The sequence below is a fragment of the Streptomyces sp. NPDC029152 genome (genome assembly GCF_055564355.1).
The window spans coordinates 149,288-167,489 of record NZ_JBVHWR010000004.1; the positions used below are offsets into that span (position 1 = coordinate 149,288).

18 protein-coding genes and 3 pseudogenes are annotated in these 18,202 nt (G+C 72.6%); 12 read left to right on the plus strand and 9 right to left on the minus strand.

From position 1 onward, the window contains the following. On the minus strand, positions 1–585 hold the full coding sequence (locus ACZ4V6_RS10105) for a PadR family transcriptional regulator (protein ID WP_467824660.1): 585 nt from the start codon (positions 583–585) through the stop codon (positions 1–3). A 67-nt stretch (positions 586–652) separates the two neighbouring features. Between ACZ4V6_RS10105 and ACZ4V6_RS10110 the strand changes: the two genes are divergently transcribed. The 3 genes from ACZ4V6_RS10110 (at position 653) to ACZ4V6_RS10120 (ending at position 3,908) form a co-directional block, all read left to right on the plus strand. Next, complete coding sequence (locus ACZ4V6_RS10110) at positions 653–1,045, plus strand: nuclear transport factor 2 family protein (RefSeq protein ID WP_467824663.1); 393 nt, start codon at positions 653–655, stop codon at positions 1,043–1,045. Positions 1,046–1,471: 426 nt separating this feature from the next. Continuing rightward, positions 1,472–2,611, plus strand: a complete 1,140-nt coding sequence (gene rho, locus ACZ4V6_RS10115; protein ID WP_467824664.1) for a transcription termination factor Rho — start codon at positions 1,472–1,474, stop codon at positions 2,609–2,611. Between the two features lie 118 nt (positions 2,612–2,729). After that, a complete protein-coding gene (locus ACZ4V6_RS10120; protein WP_467824666.1) occupies positions 2,730–3,908 on the plus strand; it encodes a D-alanyl-D-alanine carboxypeptidase family protein in 1,179 nt (392 codons plus the stop codon). 15 nt (positions 3,909–3,923) lie between these two features. Here ACZ4V6_RS10120 and ACZ4V6_RS10125 read toward each other — a convergent pair whose 3' ends face one another. Beyond that, complete coding sequence (locus ACZ4V6_RS10125) at positions 3,924–4,847, minus strand: glutaminase (RefSeq protein ID WP_467824669.1); 924 nt, start codon at positions 4,845–4,847, stop codon at positions 3,924–3,926. Between the two features lie 117 nt (positions 4,848–4,964). On the opposite strand from ACZ4V6_RS10125, the gene ACZ4V6_RS10130 reads away from it, so the two are divergent. Continuing rightward, entirely contained in the window at positions 4,965–6,071 is a 1,107-nt protein-coding gene (locus tag ACZ4V6_RS10130; protein ID WP_467824672.1) for a fatty acid desaturase family protein, read from the plus strand. A gap of 196 nt (positions 6,072–6,267) precedes the next feature. Here ACZ4V6_RS10130 and ACZ4V6_RS10135 read toward each other — a convergent pair. The 6 genes and pseudogenes from ACZ4V6_RS10135 to ACZ4V6_RS10160 all read right to left on the minus strand — a co-directional run. Next, positions 6,268–6,495: pseudogene (locus ACZ4V6_RS10135) on the minus strand (hypothetical protein); the annotation flags it as partial. 81 nt (positions 6,496–6,576) lie between these two features. After that, positions 6,577–6,951 carry a fluoride efflux transporter CrcB gene (gene crcB, locus ACZ4V6_RS10140; protein WP_467824674.1) on the minus strand — a complete coding sequence of 125 codons (375 nt, stop codon included), beginning with the start codon at positions 6,949–6,951 and terminating at the stop codon, positions 6,577–6,579. Further along, positions 6,948–7,337, minus strand: a complete 390-nt coding sequence (locus ACZ4V6_RS10145; protein WP_467824676.1) for a DUF190 domain-containing protein — start codon at positions 7,335–7,337, stop codon at positions 6,948–6,950. The genes crcB and ACZ4V6_RS10145 overlap by 4 nt, the downstream gene beginning before the upstream one ends. Continuing rightward, positions 7,334–7,798 (minus strand): fluoride efflux transporter FluC, encoded by a 465-nt coding sequence (locus ACZ4V6_RS10150; protein ID WP_467824678.1) that lies wholly within the window; start codon positions 7,796–7,798, stop codon positions 7,334–7,336. Before ACZ4V6_RS10150 ends, ACZ4V6_RS10145 begins: the two co-directional genes overlap by 4 nt. 13 nt (positions 7,799–7,811) lie before the next feature. Next, on the minus strand, positions 7,812–8,270 hold the full coding sequence (locus ACZ4V6_RS10155; protein WP_467824681.1) for a hypothetical protein: 459 nt from the start codon (positions 8,268–8,270) through the stop codon (positions 7,812–7,814). A gap of 135 nt (positions 8,271–8,405) precedes the next feature. Continuing rightward, positions 8,406–10,427 carry a beta-galactosidase gene (locus tag ACZ4V6_RS10160; protein WP_467824683.1) on the minus strand — a complete coding sequence of 674 codons (2,022 nt, stop codon included), beginning with the start codon at positions 10,425–10,427 and terminating at the stop codon, positions 8,406–8,408. Between the two features lie 185 nt (positions 10,428–10,612). Here ACZ4V6_RS10160 and ACZ4V6_RS10165 point away from each other — a divergent pair, with 185 nt between their 5' ends. The 5 genes from ACZ4V6_RS10165 (at position 10,613) to ACZ4V6_RS10185 (ending at position 15,271) form a co-directional block, all read left to right on the plus strand. Continuing rightward, positions 10,613–11,932, plus strand: a complete 1,320-nt coding sequence (locus ACZ4V6_RS10165; RefSeq protein ID WP_467824685.1) for an ABC transporter substrate-binding protein — start codon at positions 10,613–10,615, stop codon at positions 11,930–11,932. After that, positions 11,929–12,858 (plus strand): carbohydrate ABC transporter permease, encoded by a 930-nt coding sequence (locus tag ACZ4V6_RS10170; RefSeq protein WP_467824688.1) that lies wholly within the window; start codon positions 11,929–11,931, stop codon positions 12,856–12,858. The genes ACZ4V6_RS10165 and ACZ4V6_RS10170 overlap by 4 nt, the downstream gene beginning before the upstream one ends. Continuing rightward, positions 12,855–13,760, plus strand: coding sequence for a carbohydrate ABC transporter permease (locus ACZ4V6_RS10175; protein ID WP_467824691.1), 906 nt, complete (start codon positions 12,855–12,857; stop codon positions 13,758–13,760). The genes ACZ4V6_RS10170 and ACZ4V6_RS10175 overlap by 4 nt, the downstream gene beginning before the upstream one ends. After that, positions 13,757–14,788: a LacI family DNA-binding transcriptional regulator gene (locus tag ACZ4V6_RS10180; RefSeq protein ID WP_467824693.1), complete on the plus strand. Its 1,032-nt coding sequence runs from the start codon at positions 13,757–13,759 to the stop codon at positions 14,786–14,788. The genes ACZ4V6_RS10175 and ACZ4V6_RS10180 overlap by 4 nt, the downstream gene beginning before the upstream one ends. A 90-nt stretch (positions 14,789–14,878) precedes the next feature. Continuing rightward, complete coding sequence (locus tag ACZ4V6_RS10185; protein WP_467824696.1) at positions 14,879–15,271, plus strand: MarR family winged helix-turn-helix transcriptional regulator; 393 nt, start codon at positions 14,879–14,881, stop codon at positions 15,269–15,271. 295 nt (positions 15,272–15,566) lie between these two features. Here ACZ4V6_RS10185 and ACZ4V6_RS10190 read toward each other — a convergent pair whose 3' ends face one another. Further along, entirely contained in the window at positions 15,567–15,968 is a 402-nt protein-coding gene (locus ACZ4V6_RS10190; RefSeq protein ID WP_467824698.1) for an SseB family protein, read from the minus strand. A gap of 255 nt (positions 15,969–16,223) precedes the next feature. Here ACZ4V6_RS10190 and ACZ4V6_RS10195 point away from each other — a divergent pair. From ACZ4V6_RS10195 to ACZ4V6_RS10205, 3 genes and pseudogenes are all read left to right on the plus strand, one after another. After that, a pseudogene (locus ACZ4V6_RS10195) lies at positions 16,224–16,337 on the plus strand (DUF2795 domain-containing protein); the annotation flags it as partial. A gap of 91 nt (positions 16,338–16,428) precedes the next feature. After that, positions 16,429–16,578 (plus strand): annotated as a pseudogene (locus ACZ4V6_RS10200) (AMIN-like domain-containing (lipo)protein); the annotation flags it as partial. Positions 16,579–16,706: 128 nt separating this feature from the next. Further along, complete coding sequence (locus ACZ4V6_RS10205; protein WP_467824701.1) at positions 16,707–18,152, plus strand: glyceraldehyde-3-phosphate dehydrogenase; 1,446 nt, start codon at positions 16,707–16,709, stop codon at positions 18,150–18,152. The last annotated feature ends 50 nt before the right edge of the window (positions 18,153–18,202 follow it).

The following is an 18,202-nucleotide window of genomic DNA, read 5'->3' on the forward strand; positions in this document are numbered from 1 at the left end:
TCAGCCCCGGACCCGCCGGGCCGCCCCGGCGGGAGCACGCCGTTCCAGCACGTCGAGGACGCGCTCGCACCAGCGGACGTTCTCCTGTTCGAAGGTGATCCCGGCGGCCAGCGTGAGGTAGGGGCCGACGCGGTCCGCGTCGCGCAGGTACTCGTCCTCCGCGCGGCCGTCGAGGAGGCGCTCGCGGACGCGTTCGTAGCGGGCGAGCTTGCCCAGGGCCCAGGACCTGCGCTCCTCGACCAGCGCGCGGACCTCCTCGGGGCCGATGCCGTCCATGGCCTGCATCTTGATCAGGAACTCGTCGCGGACGGCGGTGGGACGCCGCGTCGGCTCGGCGGCGAAGGCGCTCAGCCGCTCCCGGCCGGCCGGCGTCAGCGAGAACAGGCGCTTGGTGGGCCGGCGCTCCTGCGGCACCGTCCGGGACTCGATCAGCCCCTCGCCCGCGAGCCGGTCCAGCTCCCGGTAGAGCTGCTGGGGTGTGGCGGGCCAGAAGTTGGCGAGCGAGACGTCGAAGACCTTGGACAGCTCGTAACCCGATGCCTCGCCCTCCAGCAGGGCGGCCAGGACGGCGTACTTGAGAGACATGTCGACACGCTAGCAAGGAATGACTACTCTCCTGCACACCTATTCAAATAGTTTAATAGGAGGGGCGATGCACGCATTCCGCGCGGCCGTCGAGGCGCACGACATCGACGCCGTCGAGGCACTGCTGGCCGAGGACGTCGTCTTCACCAGCCCGGTCGTGTTCAAGCCGTACCGCGGCAAGGCGGTCACGACGGCGATCCTGCGCGCGGTCGAGCGCGTCTTCGAGGACTTCCGGTACGAGCGGGTGATCGGCGAGGAGGACGGCCGCGACCACGCGCTCATGTTCAGCGCGCGGGTTGGCGACCGGGAGATCGGCGGCTGCGACTTCCTGCGCCTCGACGAGGCCGGCCGCATCGCCGAACTCACCGTGATGGTGCGCCCGCTGTCGGGCGCTCAGGCGCTGCAGGCCGCGATGGCGGCGCAGTTCGAGCGGATCGCCGAGGAGACCGGGAGCGCCTGACGGGCCCCTGAGGCTCCCAGCCCCGCCGGGCGCAGCGGCCCGGCGGGGCTCCGGGCCGATCGGCGCGGAACCTCCGCGGCGCCCGCCGCGCCGTGCGGAGCGCGGCGGTCCGGCCGCCCCGCTCCCCCACTCCACCGCTCGTGGTGGTACAGTGCCCTCAGCACCTGTGTACGCCCTCCCTTTTCCTTCGAGGCCCTCGGACCTCTTCGGGCGCCGGTGCGCTTCCCCCCTTCGGTTCGCCGACCCGCCCGTCCTGGCACGACCGGCGCGTCCGCTTCCCGGCACACCCTCGTGAACAGGGTCTTCCCCCCTGGCGTCCGAGGTGCCGTTCCCCGCCGTCCTCAGGGCGTCGTCCGCCCCCTCGCACGGCTTCTCCCCCTTCCTCCCGCATGTCTCATGCCCGCGTCCGTGAAAGGACCGAACACCATGACCACCACACTCGAACCTCCCCCTGTGCAGCAGTCCCCGGCCGAGACCGCCTCCGGTGTCCTCGACATCGACGCGGGAGGCAGGGGCCGCCTGCGCGGCGAGAACCTGCTGCCCGAACCGTCCGACCCGACCCTCTCCCCCGCGCTGGTCCGCCGGCACGGCCTGCGCAAGGGCGATCTGGTCGAGGGCGTGCTCGGCGACCGCCGCGCCCTGACCGGCGTCGTCCGGGTCGACGGGCGTGTGCCCACGGGTCCCGGCGGACGGCGGCACTTCCGGGACCTGACCCCGCTGCACCCGTACGAGCGGCTGCGCCTGGAGCACCCCGCGGCCGGGCCGGCCGGGCGCGTCGCCGACCTGATCGCCCCGGTCGGCAAGGGCCAGCGCGGCCTGATCGTCGCCCCGCCCAAGACCGGCAAGACCGTCCTGCTCCAGCGGATCGCCGCCGCCGTCGCCGGCAACCACCCCGAGGCGCACCTGATGGTGGTGCTGCTCGACGAGCGGCCCGAGGAGGTCACCGACATGCGGCGCTCCGTCCGGGGCGAGGTGTACGCCTCGACGTTCGACCTGAGCGCCGGACACCACATCGCGCTCGCCGACCTGGTGATCGAGCGGGCCAAGCGCCTCGTCGAGGCCGGTGAGGACGTCGTGATCCTCCTCGACTCCCTCACCCGGCTGTGCCGGGCGCACAACAACGCCGCCGCCTCCGGCGGCCGCACGCTCAGCGGCGGTGTCGACGCCGGTGCGCTGCTCGGGCCCAAGCGGTTCTTCGGGGCCGCCCGGAAGGCGGAGGAGGGCGGCTCGCTCACCGTTCTCGCCACCGCGCTGGTGGAGACCGGCTCGCGCGCGGACGACTTCTACTTCGAGGAGCTCAAGAGCACCGGCAACATGGAGCTGCGGCTCAGCCGGGAGCTCGCCTCCCGCCGCGTCTTCCCGGCCGTGGACCTGGCCGGCTCCGGCACCCGCCGCGAGGAACTCCTGCTCTCCCACGCCGAGTCGACGGCCGTACGGGGTCTGCGGCGGGCCCTGGGGACCCGGGACGGACAGTCCGGTCTGGAGACACTGCTCGAACGGATGCGCCGGACCCCCGACAACGCCACGTTCCTGCGGGACGTCCGGCCGACGCTGCCCTCCGGCTGACGGGCCGACGGACAGTGGTCCGCCGGCGTCCGGGCCCGTCGCGGCCATCCGGGTGGTCGCGGGCGCGGCTCGGCCCGGGCAGCGTGGCGTCGCGCGGTCCCCTTCCTACGTTTGCGGTATGACTATCGGATTTTCATCCCGGACAACTCGGTCCACCTGTGTGCTCTGCGTGGCGGGCCTGCTGACGCTCATGCCCGCCGCCGCGGCCGCCCGCGTCGTGCGGCCGGACCCGGGTGTGCCCGGCGGGCCACGGGCCACGGCACCGCAGGCGTCCCTGCTGTACCGCTCCGGCACCCAGGTCCGGCTCCGCCCCGGCGCGGCGGAGGTCCCCGATGTCTCCGCCCTGGCCTGGGTGGTGGCCGACGCCGGCAGCGGCGAGGTGCTGGCCGCGCACGACGCGCACCGCAGGCTCCCGCCCGCCAGCACCCTCAAGACGCTCTTCGCGCTCACGGTGCTGCCGGCCCTGCCGGGCGGCCTCAGCCACCGGGTGAGTACCGAGGAACTGTCGGACATCGGGCCCGGCAGCAGTCTGGTCGGGGTCGTGGAGGGGCGCACGTACCGGGTCTCCGACCTCTGGAACGGCGTGTTCCTCAACTCCGGCAACGACGCCGTCCACGTCCTCGCCTCGCTCGTCGGCGGCTGGAACACCACCACCGCCCGGATGCAGGCCGAGGCCCGCGCCCTCGGCGCCCACGACACGCACGTCCGCTCACCCGACGGCTACGACGCCCCGGGCCAGGTCTCCTCGGCCTACGACCTGGCGGTCTTCGGGCGGGCCGGACTGCGCAACCCCGACTTCGCGCGGTACTGCTCCAGGATCGACGCGATGTTCCCCGACGGCGACGGCGACTCGTACGGGATCATGAACACCAACCGGCTGCTCACGGGCGCGGACGGCGTGGAGCCCTATCCGGGGCTGATCGGCATCAAGAACGGCTACACCAGCGACGCCGGCAACACGCTCGTCGCCGCCGCCCGGCGCGACGGGCGCACCCTGGTGGTGACCGTGATGAACCCCCAGGAGGGCGGCGGGTACGCCGTGTACGAGGAGGCCCGCTCGCTGCTCGACTGGGGGTTCGGCGCCGCCGGCCGGGTGGACCCGGTCGGTTCGCTGGACCCCGGGGGCGTCCGGTCGCGGCCGGGCCCCGGGGCCGCGCCCGCGACGGCGGCCGCGGAGCCGGTCCGGGACGAGCCGGGATGGCAGGAGACCGGCGCGATCCTGGGCGCGGCCGGGCTCGGCGCGGGCGCCATGGCACTGGTCCTGCGGATCAAGGCGGTTCGGGCGGAACGGAGTTGACCGGGCGGACCCGGGTCAGAACACCGACAGTCCCGTCAGCGTGGTGAAGCGGTCCAGGGCCGCCACCCCGGCGACCGAGTTGCCCCGCTCGTCCAGACCGGGGCTCCACACGCACAGCGTGCAGCGGCCCGGCACGACCGCGATGATGCCGCCGCCGACCCCGCTCTTGCCCGGCAGACCCACCCGGTAGGCGAAGTCGCCGGCCGCGTCGTACGTCCCGCAGGTCAGCATCACCGCGTTGACCTGCTTGGCCTGGCTGCGGCTCAGCAGCCGGGTGCCGTCGGCGCGGACCCCGTGCCGGGCGAGGAACCCGGTGGCGAGGGCGAGGTCGGCACAGGACGCGGCGACGGAGCACTGGCGGAAGTACTGCTCCAGCAGGACCGGCACCGGGTTGTCGATGTTGCCGTAGGACGCCATGAAGTGGCCCAGGGCGGCGTTCCGGTCGCCGTGGGTGGTCTCGGACGCGGCGACCTCCTCGTCGAAGGTCAGGTCCGGGTTGCCGCTCTCGGCACGCAGGAAGGCGAGGAGTTCGCCCGCCGCGTCGCCGGTGCGGGTGTGCAGCCGGTCGGTGACGACCAGGGCGCCCGCGTTGATGAACGGGTTGCGCGGGATGCCGTTCTCGTACTCCAGCTGCACCAGGGAGTTGAACGGGTTGCCCGACGGTTCGCGCCCCACGTGCTCCCACAGGGCGTCGCCCTCGCGGGCCAGGTCGAGGGCGAGGGTGAAGACCTTGGTGATGGACTGCGCGGAGAACGGCTCCCGCCACTCCCCCACGCCGTACACCGTGCCGTCCGGCTCGGCGACGGCCATGCCGAAGCGGCGCGGGTCGCAGGCGGCGAGCGCCGGGATGTAGTCGGCGGGCCGGCCGCTGCCGGGGGTCCGCGCGATCTCCTCGGCGATGCGCTCCAGGACCGGCTGGAAGGTCGTCGGCGTACTCATGGTCACCATCTTCTTCCCCCGGGTGCGGCCCGGCGTGCGGGGGGTGGGGTCAGCCGCACCCCCCTTCGGGGGCTGACGTCATTCTGCGGACGGACGGCCCTTCACATACTGGAGCGCATGGCCAATCCCACGGTACTCATCGAAACGTCGTCCGCCCATGAGAAGGAAGGGGGAAGCGAAAGAGCCGGTGGAAAAGAAAACGGAAAAGGAAGCGGGAAAGAGAACGGAAAAGGAAGCGACTTCTCCGAGCTGTCGCGGCGCATAGCCGACGCGGGGCTGCTCCGGCGCCGCCCGCTGTACTACACGGTGCGTTTCGGCGCCGTCGCCCTCGCGCTCGCCGGCGTCGTCACGGCCTTCGTCGTCCTGGGGGACAGCTGGAGCCAGTTGGCCGTCGCCGTGGCGTCGGCCGTCGTCTTCGGCCAGCTCGGGCTCGCCGCCCACGACCTCGCCCACCGGCAGGTCTTCTCACGGCGCCGCCCGAGCGAGGCGGGCGGTCTGCTGGTGGCCAACCTGTTGCTGGGCATGAGCTACGGCTGGTGGATGAACAAGCACACCCGTCACCACGCCAATCCCAATCACGAGGAGAAGGACCCGGACGTCTCCCCCGACATCCTGGTCTGGTCGCGGCGCCAGGCGAGCAGGGCCACGGGCCTTCCCCGTTTCCTCGGAAAGCACCAGGCCGCCCTGTTCTTCCCGTTGCTGACGCTGGAAGGACTCAATCTGAGTTTCAGCAGTTTCAAGGCGCTGCGCAGCCCGTCGATGAAGCGGCCGGTGCTGGAGGGAACCCTGCTCGTCGCCCATTTCGTCCTGTACTTCGGCGGCCTGTTCGCGGTCCTCTCCCCCGGCAGGGCGCTCGCCTTCATCGCCGTGCACCAGGGCCTGTTCGGGATCTACCTGGGCTCGGTCTTCGCGCCCAACCACAAGGGCATGCCGATGATCGAGGAGGGCACGCGGCTCGACTTCCTGCGCCGGCAGGTCCTCACCTCACGCAACGTGCGGGGCGGTGCCTTCATCGACGCCTTCATGGGCGGCCTCAACTACCAGATCGAGCACCACCTGTTCCCCAGCATGCCGACGCCCGCCCTCGCCGGGGCCCAGGTCATCACCGAGCGGTACTGCGCCGAGCTGGGCGTCCCCTACCACCAGACCGGGCTGCTCGCCTCGCACCGCGAGGCCCTGCGGCACATGAGGAGCGTCGGGGAGCCGCTGCGCGACGCCCGCTGAGGCGCGTGGCCGGCCGGGACCGGCGCGCGGCGGCCGGCCGTGCAGCGCGTCCGTGCCGAGCGGTCCGGGCAGCAGGACGCCGGCCACGATCCGGTGGATCACGAGGGCGTCAAAGGAGTGCAGTGCTCGGCGACGAACCCCGGCAGCCGGGCGGTGGAGGCGCAGGCCACCCCGAGGGACACGACCGTGCCGACGGCCGGCCGGTCCGGTCCGCCACCCCGATGACGCCGCTGCCGGCGATCGGCGAGCCCGCGACCACCCGCGGCGAGGCGAGGGGGCCTCGGCCCGGCGGCTCGGCCGCCGGGCCGACGACGACCGGGAGGCCCGTCAGCCCCTCGACGGTCTCGAGGTGACCGGTGGAGGAGACGGGCCGGAAGCCGGTCGCCTTCTCGACGACCGCGCGGCCGATGCCGATGACGCTCAGGGGGTCCCGTTCTGCCCGGGGCGGGCGCGGACGGCAGTCGCGGACGGGCCGGTCCTCCCGCCCGCGGGGCGACGCGCCGTCTCACCCCCAGAGCGCGTCGGCCAGTGCCACCCCCGCGAAGGCCGCGCCGAGGCCGGCCGCCACGCTCGCCGCCACGTTGACGGCGGCGTGCAGGCGGGCGCCCGTCCCGGTCAGCCGCAGCGTCTCGTAGGAGAAGGTCGAGTACGTCGTCAGGGCGCCGCACAGGCCGGTGCCGAGCAGCAGCTGGAGGCGGGAGGAGGCGGCTCCGGCGAGCGCCGCGCCGGTCAGCACGCCGAGGACGAGACAGCCGACGACGTTGACCGCGAAGGTGCCCCAGGGGAAGACCGAGTCGTGCCGGGACTGCATGGCGCGGTCGGTGAGGTAGCGGAGCGGGGCGCCGACCATGGCGCCCGCGGCCACCAGCAGCCAGTTCACGACGACTCCTCTTCCTTCGGGTCCCTCGCGCCCGGACCACCGGGCGTCCTCTCGCGGCCGGCGTACCGGATGACCTCGCAGTCGTCGAGGATCACCAGGCCCTCGGTGACGAGTTCGTCGAGCTGCGGCAGGAAGGCCCGTACGCGCTCCTCGGTGTCCACGATCACGACGGCCACCGGCAGGTCCTCGCTCAGGGACAGCAGCCGGGTGGTGTGGACCAGCGAGGAGGCGCCGAAGCCCTCGATGCCCCGGAAGACGCTCGCGCCGGCGAGGCCCGCCCGGTGGGCCCGGTGGACGATCTCCGAGTACAGGGGCCGGTGGTGCCAGGTGTCGTTCTCGCCGACCAGGACGGTCAGGCGCAGGGCGCTGCCGGTGAGCCGTGTCATGGCTGCCTCCGCTTCAGGACGCGGCGGGTCGCCCATGCGGCGAGGCCGACCGCCGTGAGGGCCGCGGGCGGGGTCGCGGCGAGGTAGGCCAGGCCCGTGCGGACGTGGCCGGTGGCGAACAGCTGCCGGCTGTCGACGGCGTAGGTGGAGAAGGTGGTGAAGCCGCCGAGCACACCGGTGCCGAAGAAGGGCCGCACGAGGCGGTGGGCGGCCCACACGTCGGTGATGACGACCATGAACACGCCGATCACCGCGCAGCCGGTGACGTTGACCCAGAAGGTCGCCCAGGGGAAGCCGCCGGTGTGCGTGGGCCATCCCAGGGAGACCGCGTAGCGCGCGGTGGCGCCGAGGCCGCCGCCGAGCGCCACGACCGCGACGACCGGTGCCTGTGCGAGCCGGGCGGGGCGCCGGGGCGCCGCGGGGCGCAGACCGCCGGGGCTGTCCGTGTCCGGGACTGTCATGGTCGTGCGTCTCCTACTCGCCGGGCATGGGGGTGCCCCCGTTCGCAAGTAGGGACCGTTGGCGGCACCTGTGCCGCGGTTCGGGTACGGCGGGCCCCACCGCCGCGCCGCGCGCACCGGCCGCGGCTGCCCGCCAGCCTAACGCCGGAGCCCCGCCCGGGTCACTTGGGGAGCGGTCCGGGGGCTGCCGGCCCTTCTCGGACAGGCGCGGCGCTTCGGCGGTCCGGCCCTCGTCGCGCCGGTGGTGGGTGCGCCGGCGGATTCTGCTGGTGCGCATCAGGCCGAGGGCGACGAGCCGGCGCAGGAGGCTCCCGGCCGCCCGGCGCGGCACGCCGGGCTTCGCGGCGACGAGGCCCGCGTCGACACCGTGCGCGAGGGCGTCCGGGCGGCGTTGCGGCGGGAAGTGCGCGACCGGGTCCTCGAGCCGCTCCAGGACGTCGAGACGCGTACCGCGCACGGGAGTCCTCGGCATCCCGCCCTCCCTCCGGGCCCCCGTGCCGCCTCCCTCCACGTGTCCCGCGGCCGGGGCCCCGCCGTCCGGGACTCCGGCCGCCGTGTCCGGCACCGGCCCCTCCCCGGCGCAGGCCCGGGAGGGGGGAGGGAAGGTCTAGCCGTCCAGCCGTACGACCCGTACGGCCCCGGCCGGGACCGTGAGGGGGCCCGCGGTGCGTTCCCCGGTCAGCAGCTCGGTGCCGTGGGTGTCCAGGGGCACCTCGGCGTCCGACGCGGTGTGGTTGACCGCGAACAGGAAGGTGCCCGGCCCGCCGGTGCGGCGCACCACTTCGACGTCGCGGGGCAGGCCGGCGCGAGCGGGGACGCGCGCGTCCTCCGACGCCCGGCCGAGGACCGCGTCCAGGCCCTCGGCGCCGAGGCGGGTGGAGACGTACCAGGCGGTGCCCTCGCCCAGGCGGTGCCGGGTGACGGCGGGCCCGCCGGCGGTCAGGCCGTCGGCGTACGTCCACACCGGCTCGGCGCCGCGCGGGACGACGAACTCCGTCCACACGTCGCCGCTCGTCTCGGATCCGTCGGGGCCCGTGATCCGCACCCGTTCGCCCGCCAGCAGCGGCGAGAACTCCTCGACGGTCAGGCCCAGCACGTCCCTCAGCGCACCGGGGTGGGCGCCCTCGTGGACGGCGTCGTGCTCGTCGACGATGCCGGAGAAGTAGGAGACGACCAGGGTTCCGCCCCTCTCCACGTACTCCCGCAGGTTGTTCCCGGCCGCCTCCGTCATCAGGTACAGGGCGGGGACGACGACGAGGGGATAGGACGACAAGTCGGCTTCCGGGTGGGCGAAGTCGACGGTGAGGTGACGGTCGTAGAGGGCCTCGTAGAAGGCGTCGGCGCGTTCGCGCGGGTCGTGGTCCTCGCTGGGGCGCCACTGGAGGGTCTGCGCCCACCAGGAGTGCCAGTCCCAGAGCATCGCGACGTCGGCCTCGGTGCGGGTGCCGCGGACGGGGTCCAGCGAGCCGACCGAGGCACCGAGTTCGACCACCTCGCGCCAGACGCGCGTCCCGGTGCCGCCGTGCGGCAGCATCGCCGAGTGGAACTTCTCGGCGCCGCGCCGGGACTGGCGCCACTGGAAGAACATGGCGCCCTCGGAACCGCGGGCCACGTGCGCCAGGGAGTTGCGGGCCATCTGGCCGGGCGCCTTGGCGGGGTTGCGGGGCTGCCAGTTGACGCCCGAGGTGGAGTGTTCGAGCAGCAGCCAGGGGGCGCCGCCCGCGACGGAGCGGGTGAGGTCGGCGGCCATGGCGAGGTTGACGTGGGTGCGGCGGCCGTCGGTGATCAGGTAGTGGTCGTTGGTGACGAGGTCGACCTCGCGGCCCCAGGCCCAGTAGTCCACGGAGTCGCACTGGCTGAGGGCGGTCATGAAGTTGGTGGTGACGGGGACACCGGGTGAGAGGCGGTGCAGGATGTCGCGCTCCGCGCGGAAGTTCTCGCGCATGGTGGCGTCGGCGAAGCGCCTGTAGTCCAGCGCCTGGGCCGGGTTGCCGGCCGTCGGGGTGACGCGCGGCGGGTTGATCTGGTCGAGGTCCGCGTAGCGCTGGCCCCAGAAGGCCGTGCCCCAGGCCTCGTTGACGGCGTCGACCGTGCCGTACGTCGTCGCGAGCCAGCGGCGGAAGTGCGCGGCGCAGGAGTCGCAGTAGCAGGCGGAGACGGGGACGCCGTACTCGTTGTGGACGTGCCAGAGCGCCAGCGCCGGGTGGCCGCCGTAGCGCTCGGCGAGCCTGGTGGTGATGTTCGCCGCGGCGGCGCGGTAGTCGGCGTTGCTGTGGCAGATGGCCCCCCGGGAGCCGAACTCGTGGCGCACGCCCTCGGCGGTGACCGGGAGGGCCTCGGGGTGGGCCCGGTAGAACCAGGCGGGCGGTGCGACGGTGGGGGTGCCGAGGTCGACGCGGACGCCGTTCTCGTGCAGCAGGTCGAGGAGCCGGTCGAGCCAGCCGAAGTCGTAGGTGCCGGGGGCGGGCTCCAGCAGGGCCCAGGAGAAGATCCCGGCGCTCACCATGGTGACGCCGGCCTCGCGCATCAGCCGGACGTCCTCCTGCCAGACGCTCTCCGGCCACTGCTCGGGGTTGTAGTCCCCGCCGAAGGCGAGCCCGGTGAGGCCCCTGGGGGTGGTCTCCGGCATGGATGGTCTCCCGATGTGATCGATCAATTGGGAACGTGCACACACCTGAGGGGCGGCGCTGAGCCAACATAACCGCACAGCAACAACCATTGACAAGTGTCCGGGATGTTTCTCTACTGTGAACGCTCACAGAAGCATGGCAGGTCCTCGCAGCAGGCGAGGACCCCAGGTCAGGGGAGAGATCCATGCCGTACACGAAGCGCCGCCGCCTGGCGGCGTCCGCCGTCGCCGTCGCTCTCGGTGCCACCGCCCTCGCCGCCTGCGGCTCCTCCGACGACAGCGGCGACGCGCAGTCGGGTCCGGTCTCGCTGACGTACTGGACGTGGACGCCCGGCATGGACAAGGTCGTCGACCTGTGGAACAAGGGGCCGGGCAAGAAGGAGCAGATCACCGTCACGGTGAAGAAGCAGGCGTCCGGCGACACCCTGGTCACCAAGATCCTCACCGCGCACAAGGCCGGTCAGGCGCCCGACCTCGTCCAGGCCGAGTACCAGGCACTGCCGACGCTGGTCAGCAACGACGCCCTCGCCGACATAGCGGGCGAGGTCGGCGGCGTGGAGGACAGGTTCGCCGAGGGTGTGTGGCAGCAGACCACGCTCGGCACGGACGCCGTCTACGCCGTCCCGCAGGACATCGGGCCGATGATGTTCTACTACCGCGAGGACCTGTTCGAGAAGTACGGCCTCGAGGTCCCCGCCACCTGGGACGAGTTCGCCCAGACCGCGCGCAAGCTGAAGAAGGCGGCCCCCGACAAGGCCCTCACCACCTTCTCCGCCAACGACTCCGGCCTCTTCGCGGGCCTCGCCCAGCAGGCCGGCGCCCGGTGGTGGACGACCGAGGGCGAGAAGTGGAAGGTCGGCATCGACGACCCGGCGACGAAGAAGGTGGCCGGCTTCTGGGGCGGCCTCGTCGAGGAGGGCGCGATCGACAACCAGCCGATGTACACCCCGGCCTGGAACAAGGCGCTCAACACCGGCAAGCAGATCGCCTGGGTCAGCGCCGTGTGGGCGCCCGGCACGCTGACCACGGCCGCGCCGGACACCCGGGGCAAGTGGGCCATGGCCCCGCTCCCCCAGTGGTCGGCCGCCGAGAACCGCACCGGCAGCTGGGGCGGTTCCTCCACCGGCGTCACCACCGACTCCGAGCACAAGGAGGCGGCCGCGAAGTTCGCCGCCTGGCTGAACACCGACGGCGACGCGCTCAACGCGCTCGCCAAGGAGGGCGGCATCTACCCCGCCTCCACCTCCGCCCAGCTCAGCGGCGCCTTCACCAACCCGCCGGCGTACTTCGCCGACCAGCCGGACTTCTACACCCGCGCCGCCGAGATCGCGAGGACCACGGCGCCCGCGGCCTGGGGCCCCAACGTCAACGTCGCCTACACGGCCTTCAAGGACGCGTTCGGCGCCGCCGCCAAGAACAAGTCGGACTTCACCGCCGCCCTCGGCACCATGCAGGAGGAGACGGTCGCCGACCTGGAGAAGCAGGGCTTCGAGGTCGCCCGGTGAGCAGCCCGACCGCACGCCGCCGGCCGTACGGGGTCAGGAGCGCCCCGTACGCCTTCCTGGTCCCGGCGACCGTCCTGTTCCTGCTCTTCTTCGCGCTGCCCATCGGGTACGCGGTCTGGCTCAGCTTCCGCAAGGTGGAGGTGTCCGGGCTGGGCCTCGGCTCCGGGGCGCGCAAGGAGGTCTGGGCCGGCTTCCGGAACTACGCCGACGCGCTCGGCGACAGCGAGCTGCTGGACGGTGCGCTGCGCGTCCTCGGCTACGGCTGCGTCGTCGTGCCCGTGATGCTGGGCCTCGCCCTGCTGTTCGCGCTGATGCTGGACTCCGACAAGGTGCGCTTCACCCCCGTCACCCGGCTCGCGATCTTCCTGCCGTACGCCATCCCCGGTGTGGTGGCGGCGCTGTTGTGGGGCTTTTTGTACCTGCCGGACGTCAGTCCCTTCTACTTCGTGCTCGACCGGCTCGGTCTGCCGCAGCCGGACCTGCTGGACGGCGGCCCGCTGTACCTGGCCCTGTCCAACATCGCGGTCTGGGGCGGCACCGGCTTCAACATGATCGTCATCTACACCTCGCTGCGGGCCGTTCCGGCCGAGGTGTACGAGGCGGCGAAACTGGACGGCGCCTCCCCGCTGCAGATCGCGCTGCGGATCAAGATCCCGATGGTGGCGCCCTCGCTGGTGCTGACGTTCTTCTTCTCGATCATCGCCACGCTCCAGGTGTTCAACGAGCCGACCACCCTCAAGCCCCTCACCAACTCCGTTTCCACGACCTGGAGTCCGCTGATGAAGGTGTACCAGGACGCCTTCGGCAAGGGCGACGTCCACGCCGCCGCCGCACAGGCCGCGATCATCGCGCTCGCCACTCTGGTGCTCTCCTTCGGGTTCCTGCGGGCGGCGAACCGGCGCAACAAGCAGGAGGCAGCACGATGAGTTCCCTTGCCGTGCGCAAGGCACAGCCGGCGGCGGGCACCACGCCCGGCACCGCACAGGGTCCCCCGCGACGCGGGCGCACCGCGCTGGTGCCGACGCTCACGCTGCTGCTCGGCGCGGTCTACTGCCTGCTGCCGGTGGCCTGGGTGGTCATCGCGGCCACCAAGTCGGGCAGCGAGCTGTTCTCCACCTTCACCTTCCTGCCGGGCACGGGCTTCGCCGACAACGTGGGCGACCTGAACGCCTACCGCGACGGCGTCTACTGGCGGTGGATGGCCAACTCCGCCCTCTACGCCGGGCTCGGCGCCCTGCTGTCGACGGCCGTGTCGGCGTTCAGCGGCTACGCGCTGGCCGTCTACCGCTTCCGGGGCCGCGAGACGCTGTTCAACGTGCTGCTCGCCGGCGTGCTGATGCCGCCCGTGATTCTCGCCGTCCCCCAGTACCTGCTGCTGGCGCAGGCGGACCTCACGGACTCGTACCTGTCGGTGCTGCTCCCCCAGATCCTCTCCCCCTACGGGGTCTACCTGGCGCGCATCTACGCGTCGGCGGCCGTGCCCGCCGACGTGGTGGAGGCCGGACGGATGGACGGGGCGAGCGAGTGGCGCATCTTCGTCCGGGTCGCGCTGCCGATGATGGTGCCGGGTCTGGTGACGGTCTTCCTGTTCCAGTTCGTGGCCGTGTGGAACAACTTCCTGCTGCCGTACATCATGCTGAGCGACGACGAGAAGTTCCCGATCACGCTCGGTCTGTACACGCTGCTCGAACAGGGGGCCAACACTCCGGCGCTCTACACGCTGGTGGTCACGGGCGCGTTCCTCGCGGTGATCCCGCTGGTCGCGCTGTTCCTGGTGGTCCAGCGGTTCTGGAACCTCGACCTGCTCTCCGGGGCCGTAAAGTCATGACCATGAGCAGCACGGGGGGACGGCGCCGACCGCCCACGATCCACGACGTGGCGCGCGAGGCGGGCGTCTCGCGGGGCACGGTGTCACGGGTGCTCAACGGCGGGCACTACGTCAGCCCGGCCGCGCGGGAGGCCGTCGACGCCGCGATCCGCAAGACCGGTTACGTCGTCAACCGGCACGCCCGGTCGCTGATCACCGGGCGTTCCGACTCGGTGGGCTTCCTGCTCACCGAGCCGCAGGAGCGGTTCTTCGAGGACCCCAACTTCAACGTCCTGCTGCGCGGTTGCACGCAGGCGCTGGCCGCGCACGACGTGCCGCTGCTGCTGATGCTGGCGGGGACGAAGGACGAGCGGCGGCGCATCACGCGGTACATCACGGCAGGGCACGTCGACGGGGTGCTGCTGGTCTCCAGCCGCTCCGGTGACCCGGTCGCCGAGGAACTTCGCGCGGCCGGGGTGCCGCTGGTGGCGTGCGGCAAGCCGATCGGGCTGGGTTCCAAGGTGAGTTACGTGGCCGCCGACGACCGCGACGGCGCCCGGGACATGGTCCGTCATCTGCTGTCGCTGGGGCGGCGGCGCATCGGTGTGGTCACCGGACCGCTGGACACCCCGGGCGGTGTGGAGCGCCTCGCCGGCTACCAGGAGGTGCTCACCGAGGCGGGCGTCGGGATCGACGAGCGGCTCGTCGTCTCCGGCGACTACAGCCGGGCCAGCGGCGAGGCGGGCGCGGAGCGGCTGCTGGCGCAGGCCCCGGACGTGGACGCCGTGTTCGTGGCCTCCGACCTGATGGCGCAGGGGGTGCTGACCGCGTTGCAGCGGGCCGGCCGGCGGGTGCCCCAGGACGTGGCGGTGGGCGGGTTCGACGACTCCCCCGCCGCGGTCGCCGCCAGCCCCGAACTGACCACCATCCGCCAGCCCTGGGACCGGATCAGCGCCGAGATGGTCCGGGTGCTGCTGGCCCAGATCGGCGGCGAGGACCCGGCGACCGTGATCCTGCCGACGGAACTGGTGCGGCGCGGCTCGGCCTGAGCACGGCCGGGCGGAGGCGGGGCGGACCGTTCCTCGCACCCGAGTAGTTGCACGATCAACGAACGTTCCGTCCGGTGCTACCGTGCAGGTATGGCAGCCAAGACGGCCGGGGCGCGGCTCGAGGAACGGTGGCGGGAGATCCTCTCGGTGCACGCCCGCACGATGTGCGAGATCGACCGCGTGCTGCACCCGCACGGCCTGGGCGCGAGCGACTTCGAGGTGCTCGACATCCTGGTGTCCGAGGCGCCGGAGGAAGGCGCCCAGTGCCGGGTGCAGAACCTGGTCGGCCGGGTCCACCTGAGCCAGAGCGCGCTCTCCCGCCTCATCGCGCGGCTGGAGAAGGAGGGGCTGGTGGAGCGCTCCATGTGCGCGGAGGACCGGCGCGGTGTGTGGGTCGCCCTGACCCGCCGGGGCCGCGACCTGCACGCCGAGGTGCTGCCGCTGCAGCGGTCCGTGCTGGCCCGCACGCTGGGCGACCGTTAGGGGATGCCGTTCGGATCGGTCCGGCTCCGGGCGGCGGTGCCTTGCGGCCGGCCCGAGCGGGGTCCGGCGCGTGCGGCCGCGAGGCGGAGGAGGGTGACGGGGCAGAAGCCCCGGCGGCCGGCGGCGACGCCGCGGACGCGCGTTCCGCCCCCGCGACCCCGGCACGATCCGCACGACACTCCCTGGCCCGGGGCGAGCCGGCTCCGGCGTCCCCAGGGCCTGTCGTCGAACTCCCGCCGTCCGCCCGGAGGGCGGGCTTCGCGGCGTCAGGTGCGCGCTCTCGGCGCGCCGGGCCCTAGGGGCGGGCCAGCAGGGTGCGGACGCCCTCCGAGGTGAGCGTCAGGCGGTGCTCCGAGCCGGCGTCGATGGACAGCGACAGGTCGTCGGCCGGCCACTGTGCGGCGAGCGCGCCGAGCGGCACCATGCGGTAGCGCGAGACGTACGGCAGCAGGTCGGCCATCTCCAGCTCCGAGGTGAACACGGGCACCACCTGGCGTCCGCCCTGCTGTTCCAGCACCGGCAGGGCCAGCATCCCGGGGTCGGCGGCGTCCTGCTCGTTCGCGTCGTCCGGTACCGGCACGAGCACCTCGCTGCTCGCCAGCGTGTCGAGCGCCGCCGTGTCCTCGGTGTTCTCGGCGAGCGCGTCCAGTGCCTGCTGGGCGGGTGTGGTGGGGCTGTCGTTCGCGGGTGTCTCCATGGCAGATTCCCTGGTAGCGGCGGTGGGATGGGGCCCGCGCGGATCATCGGCGCGGGCGCGGTCCAGCCTCGCGTACCCGATCGCCCACGGCGCAATCCTGTTCGAGGGACCCGCGGCCCCGCGGTCGGGCCCGTCCGGGGCACCGGGGGCCGCGACGACGACGCGTGGGCGAAACGGCCGGAACGCGAGAAATGGGGCTCAGGCGGTCGCCCGGAAGCCTTCCGGGAGTCGAGCCGCGGACCGGGAGGGGTGCCCATGTCCCACCACACCAGCGCCCACGAGGTGGTCGACACGGTCGAGGACGTCGACCTCCCCGCGGACAAGGACGAACCGATCGAGGCGGCGCACAGGTCGGGCGCCTCGCGGGACGCGGTCGCCGCGCTGCACGGGATCCCGCCGGAGAGCCACGCCGACCGTGAGGAGGTGGCCCGGTCGGTCCGCGTGGACCCCGCCTCCGGCCTCGGCCTTCCGGGGCGCCCGCTTCGCGGGCGGCTCCGAGGGCGAGACGCAGCCCGGGCTCGGCGTCCGGGCCCGGCTGCCGTTCCGGGCGCAGGTCCTGGACGGCCGTGTCGTGGTGGACGTCGCCCGCTCCCGGGGCGCCGCGCACTGACAGACGTGCGGCCGCGGAGCGGACCGGGCGCGTCCCGGCACTCATCTGATCAACCAGGGGCCCACTTGATCGATCACAGAGGCGGTGGGGTTAGCATATGAGCGCCGCCTAGCTCGAAAGATAGAGACGTGACTGTCAACGAGGACTCGTTCACCAATTGGAAGAACCGCGAGGAGATCGCGGAGTCGATGATCCCGATGATCGGGAAGCTGCACCGCGAGCGGGACGTCACCGTCCTGCTGCACAGCCGCTCCCTGGTGAACAAGTCGGTGGTCAGCATCCTGAAGACCCACCGCTTCGCCCGGCAGATCGCCGGTGCCGAGCTGTCGGTCACCGAGACGCTCCCCTTCGTCCAGGCCCTCACCACGCTGGACCTCGGCCCCTCCCAGATCGACGTCGGCATGCTGGCCTCCACCTACAAGGAGGACGACCGCGGCCTGTCGGTGGCGGAGTTCACCGCCGAGGCCGTCGCCGGCGCCACCGGCGCGAACAAGATCGACCGCCGCGAGCCGCGCGACGTCGTCCTGTACGGCTTCGGCCGCATCGGCCGCCTCGTCGCCCGCCTGCTCATCGAGAAGGCGGGCTCGGGCAACGGCCTGCGACTGCGCGCCATCGTCGTCCGGGGCGGCGGGGAGCAGGACCTCGTCAAGCGCGCCTCGCTGCTGCGCCGCGACTCCGTGCACGGCCAGTTCCAGGGCACGATCACCGTCGACGAGGACAACAGCACGATCGTCGCCAACGGCAACGCGATCAGGGTGATCCACGCCGACGACCCGACGCAGGTCGACTACACGGCGTACGGCATCAAGAACGCCATCCTCATCGACAACACCGGCAAGTGGCGCGACCGCGAGGGCCTGTCGAAGCACCTGCGCCCCGGCATCGACAAGGTCGTCCTGACCGCGCCGGGCAAGGGCGACGTCCCGAACATCGTGCACGGCGTCAACCACGACACCGTCAAGCCCGACGAGCAGATCCTGTCCTGCGCGTCCTGCACCACCAACGCGATCGTGCCGCCGCTGAAGGCGATGGCCGACGAGTACGGCGTGCTGCGCGGCCACGTGGAGACCGTCCACTCGTTCACCAACGACCAGAACCTGCTGGACAACTACCACAAGTCGGACCGCCGTGGCCGGTCGGCGCCGCTGAACATGGTCATCACCGAGACCGGTGCCGCCTCCGCCGTCGCCAAGGCGCTGCCCGACCTCAAGGCGAAGATCACCGGCAGCTCGATCCGCGTCCCGGTCCCGGACGTCTCGATCGCGATCCTCAACCTCCAGCTGGCCCGCGAGACGACCCGCGAGGACGTCCTCGACCACCTGCGCGAGGTGTCGCTCACCTCGCCGCTCAAGCGCCAGATCGACTTCATCAGCGCCCCCGACGCGGTCTCCAGCGACTTCATCGGCTCGCGCCACGCCTCGATCGTCGACGCCGGCGCGCTCAAGGTCGAGGGCGACAACGCCATCCTCTACCTCTGGTACGACAACGAGTTCGGCTACTCCTGCCAGGTCGTCCGCGTCGTCCAGCACGTCTCCGGGGTGGAGTACCCGACGTACCCGTCGCCGGCGGTCTGATCCGAAAGCACCACGAGCACGTGCGAGGGGCGGCGGGACACCGGGTCCCG

Excerpts from the sequence above, each read along its gene's own strand:
- ACZ4V6_RS10105 (WP_467824660.1), bottom strand. The coding sequence starts at position 585 with ATGTCTCTCAAGTACGCCGTCCTGGCCGCCCTGCTGGAGGGCGAGGCA.
- ACZ4V6_RS10110 (WP_467824663.1), top strand. The coding sequence starts at position 653 with ATGCACGCATTCCGCGCGGCCGTCGAGGCGCACGACATCGACGCCGTC.
- rho (WP_467824664.1), top strand. The coding sequence starts at position 1,472 with ATGACCACCACACTCGAACCTCCCCCTGTGCAGCAGTCCCCGGCCGAG.
- ACZ4V6_RS10120 (WP_467824666.1), top strand. The coding sequence starts at position 2,730 with ATGACTATCGGATTTTCATCCCGGACAACTCGGTCCACCTGTGTGCTC.
- ACZ4V6_RS10125 (WP_467824669.1), bottom strand. The coding sequence starts at position 4,847 with ATGAGTACGCCGACGACCTTCCAGCCGGTCCTGGAGCGCATCGCCGAG.
- ACZ4V6_RS10130 (WP_467824672.1), top strand. The coding sequence starts at position 4,965 with ATGGCCAATCCCACGGTACTCATCGAAACGTCGTCCGCCCATGAGAAG.
- ACZ4V6_RS10145 (WP_467824676.1), bottom strand. The coding sequence starts at position 7,337 with ATGACACGGCTCACCGGCAGCGCCCTGCGCCTGACCGTCCTGGTCGGC.
- ACZ4V6_RS10150 (WP_467824678.1), bottom strand. The coding sequence starts at position 7,798 with ATGACAGTCCCGGACACGGACAGCCCCGGCGGTCTGCGCCCCGCGGCG.
- ACZ4V6_RS10155 (WP_467824681.1), bottom strand. The coding sequence starts at position 8,270 with ATGCCGAGGACTCCCGTGCGCGGTACGCGTCTCGACGTCCTGGAGCGG.
- ACZ4V6_RS10160 (WP_467824683.1), bottom strand. The coding sequence starts at position 10,427 with ATGCCGGAGACCACCCCCAGGGGCCTCACCGGGCTCGCCTTCGGCGGG.
- ACZ4V6_RS10165 (WP_467824685.1), top strand. The coding sequence starts at position 10,613 with ATGCCGTACACGAAGCGCCGCCGCCTGGCGGCGTCCGCCGTCGCCGTC.
- ACZ4V6_RS10175 (WP_467824691.1), top strand. The coding sequence starts at position 12,855 with ATGAGTTCCCTTGCCGTGCGCAAGGCACAGCCGGCGGCGGGCACCACG.
- ACZ4V6_RS10180 (WP_467824693.1), top strand. The coding sequence starts at position 13,757 with ATGACCATGAGCAGCACGGGGGGACGGCGCCGACCGCCCACGATCCAC.
- ACZ4V6_RS10185 (WP_467824696.1), top strand. The coding sequence starts at position 14,879 with ATGGCAGCCAAGACGGCCGGGGCGCGGCTCGAGGAACGGTGGCGGGAG.
- ACZ4V6_RS10190 (WP_467824698.1), bottom strand. The coding sequence starts at position 15,968 with ATGGAGACACCCGCGAACGACAGCCCCACCACACCCGCCCAGCAGGCA.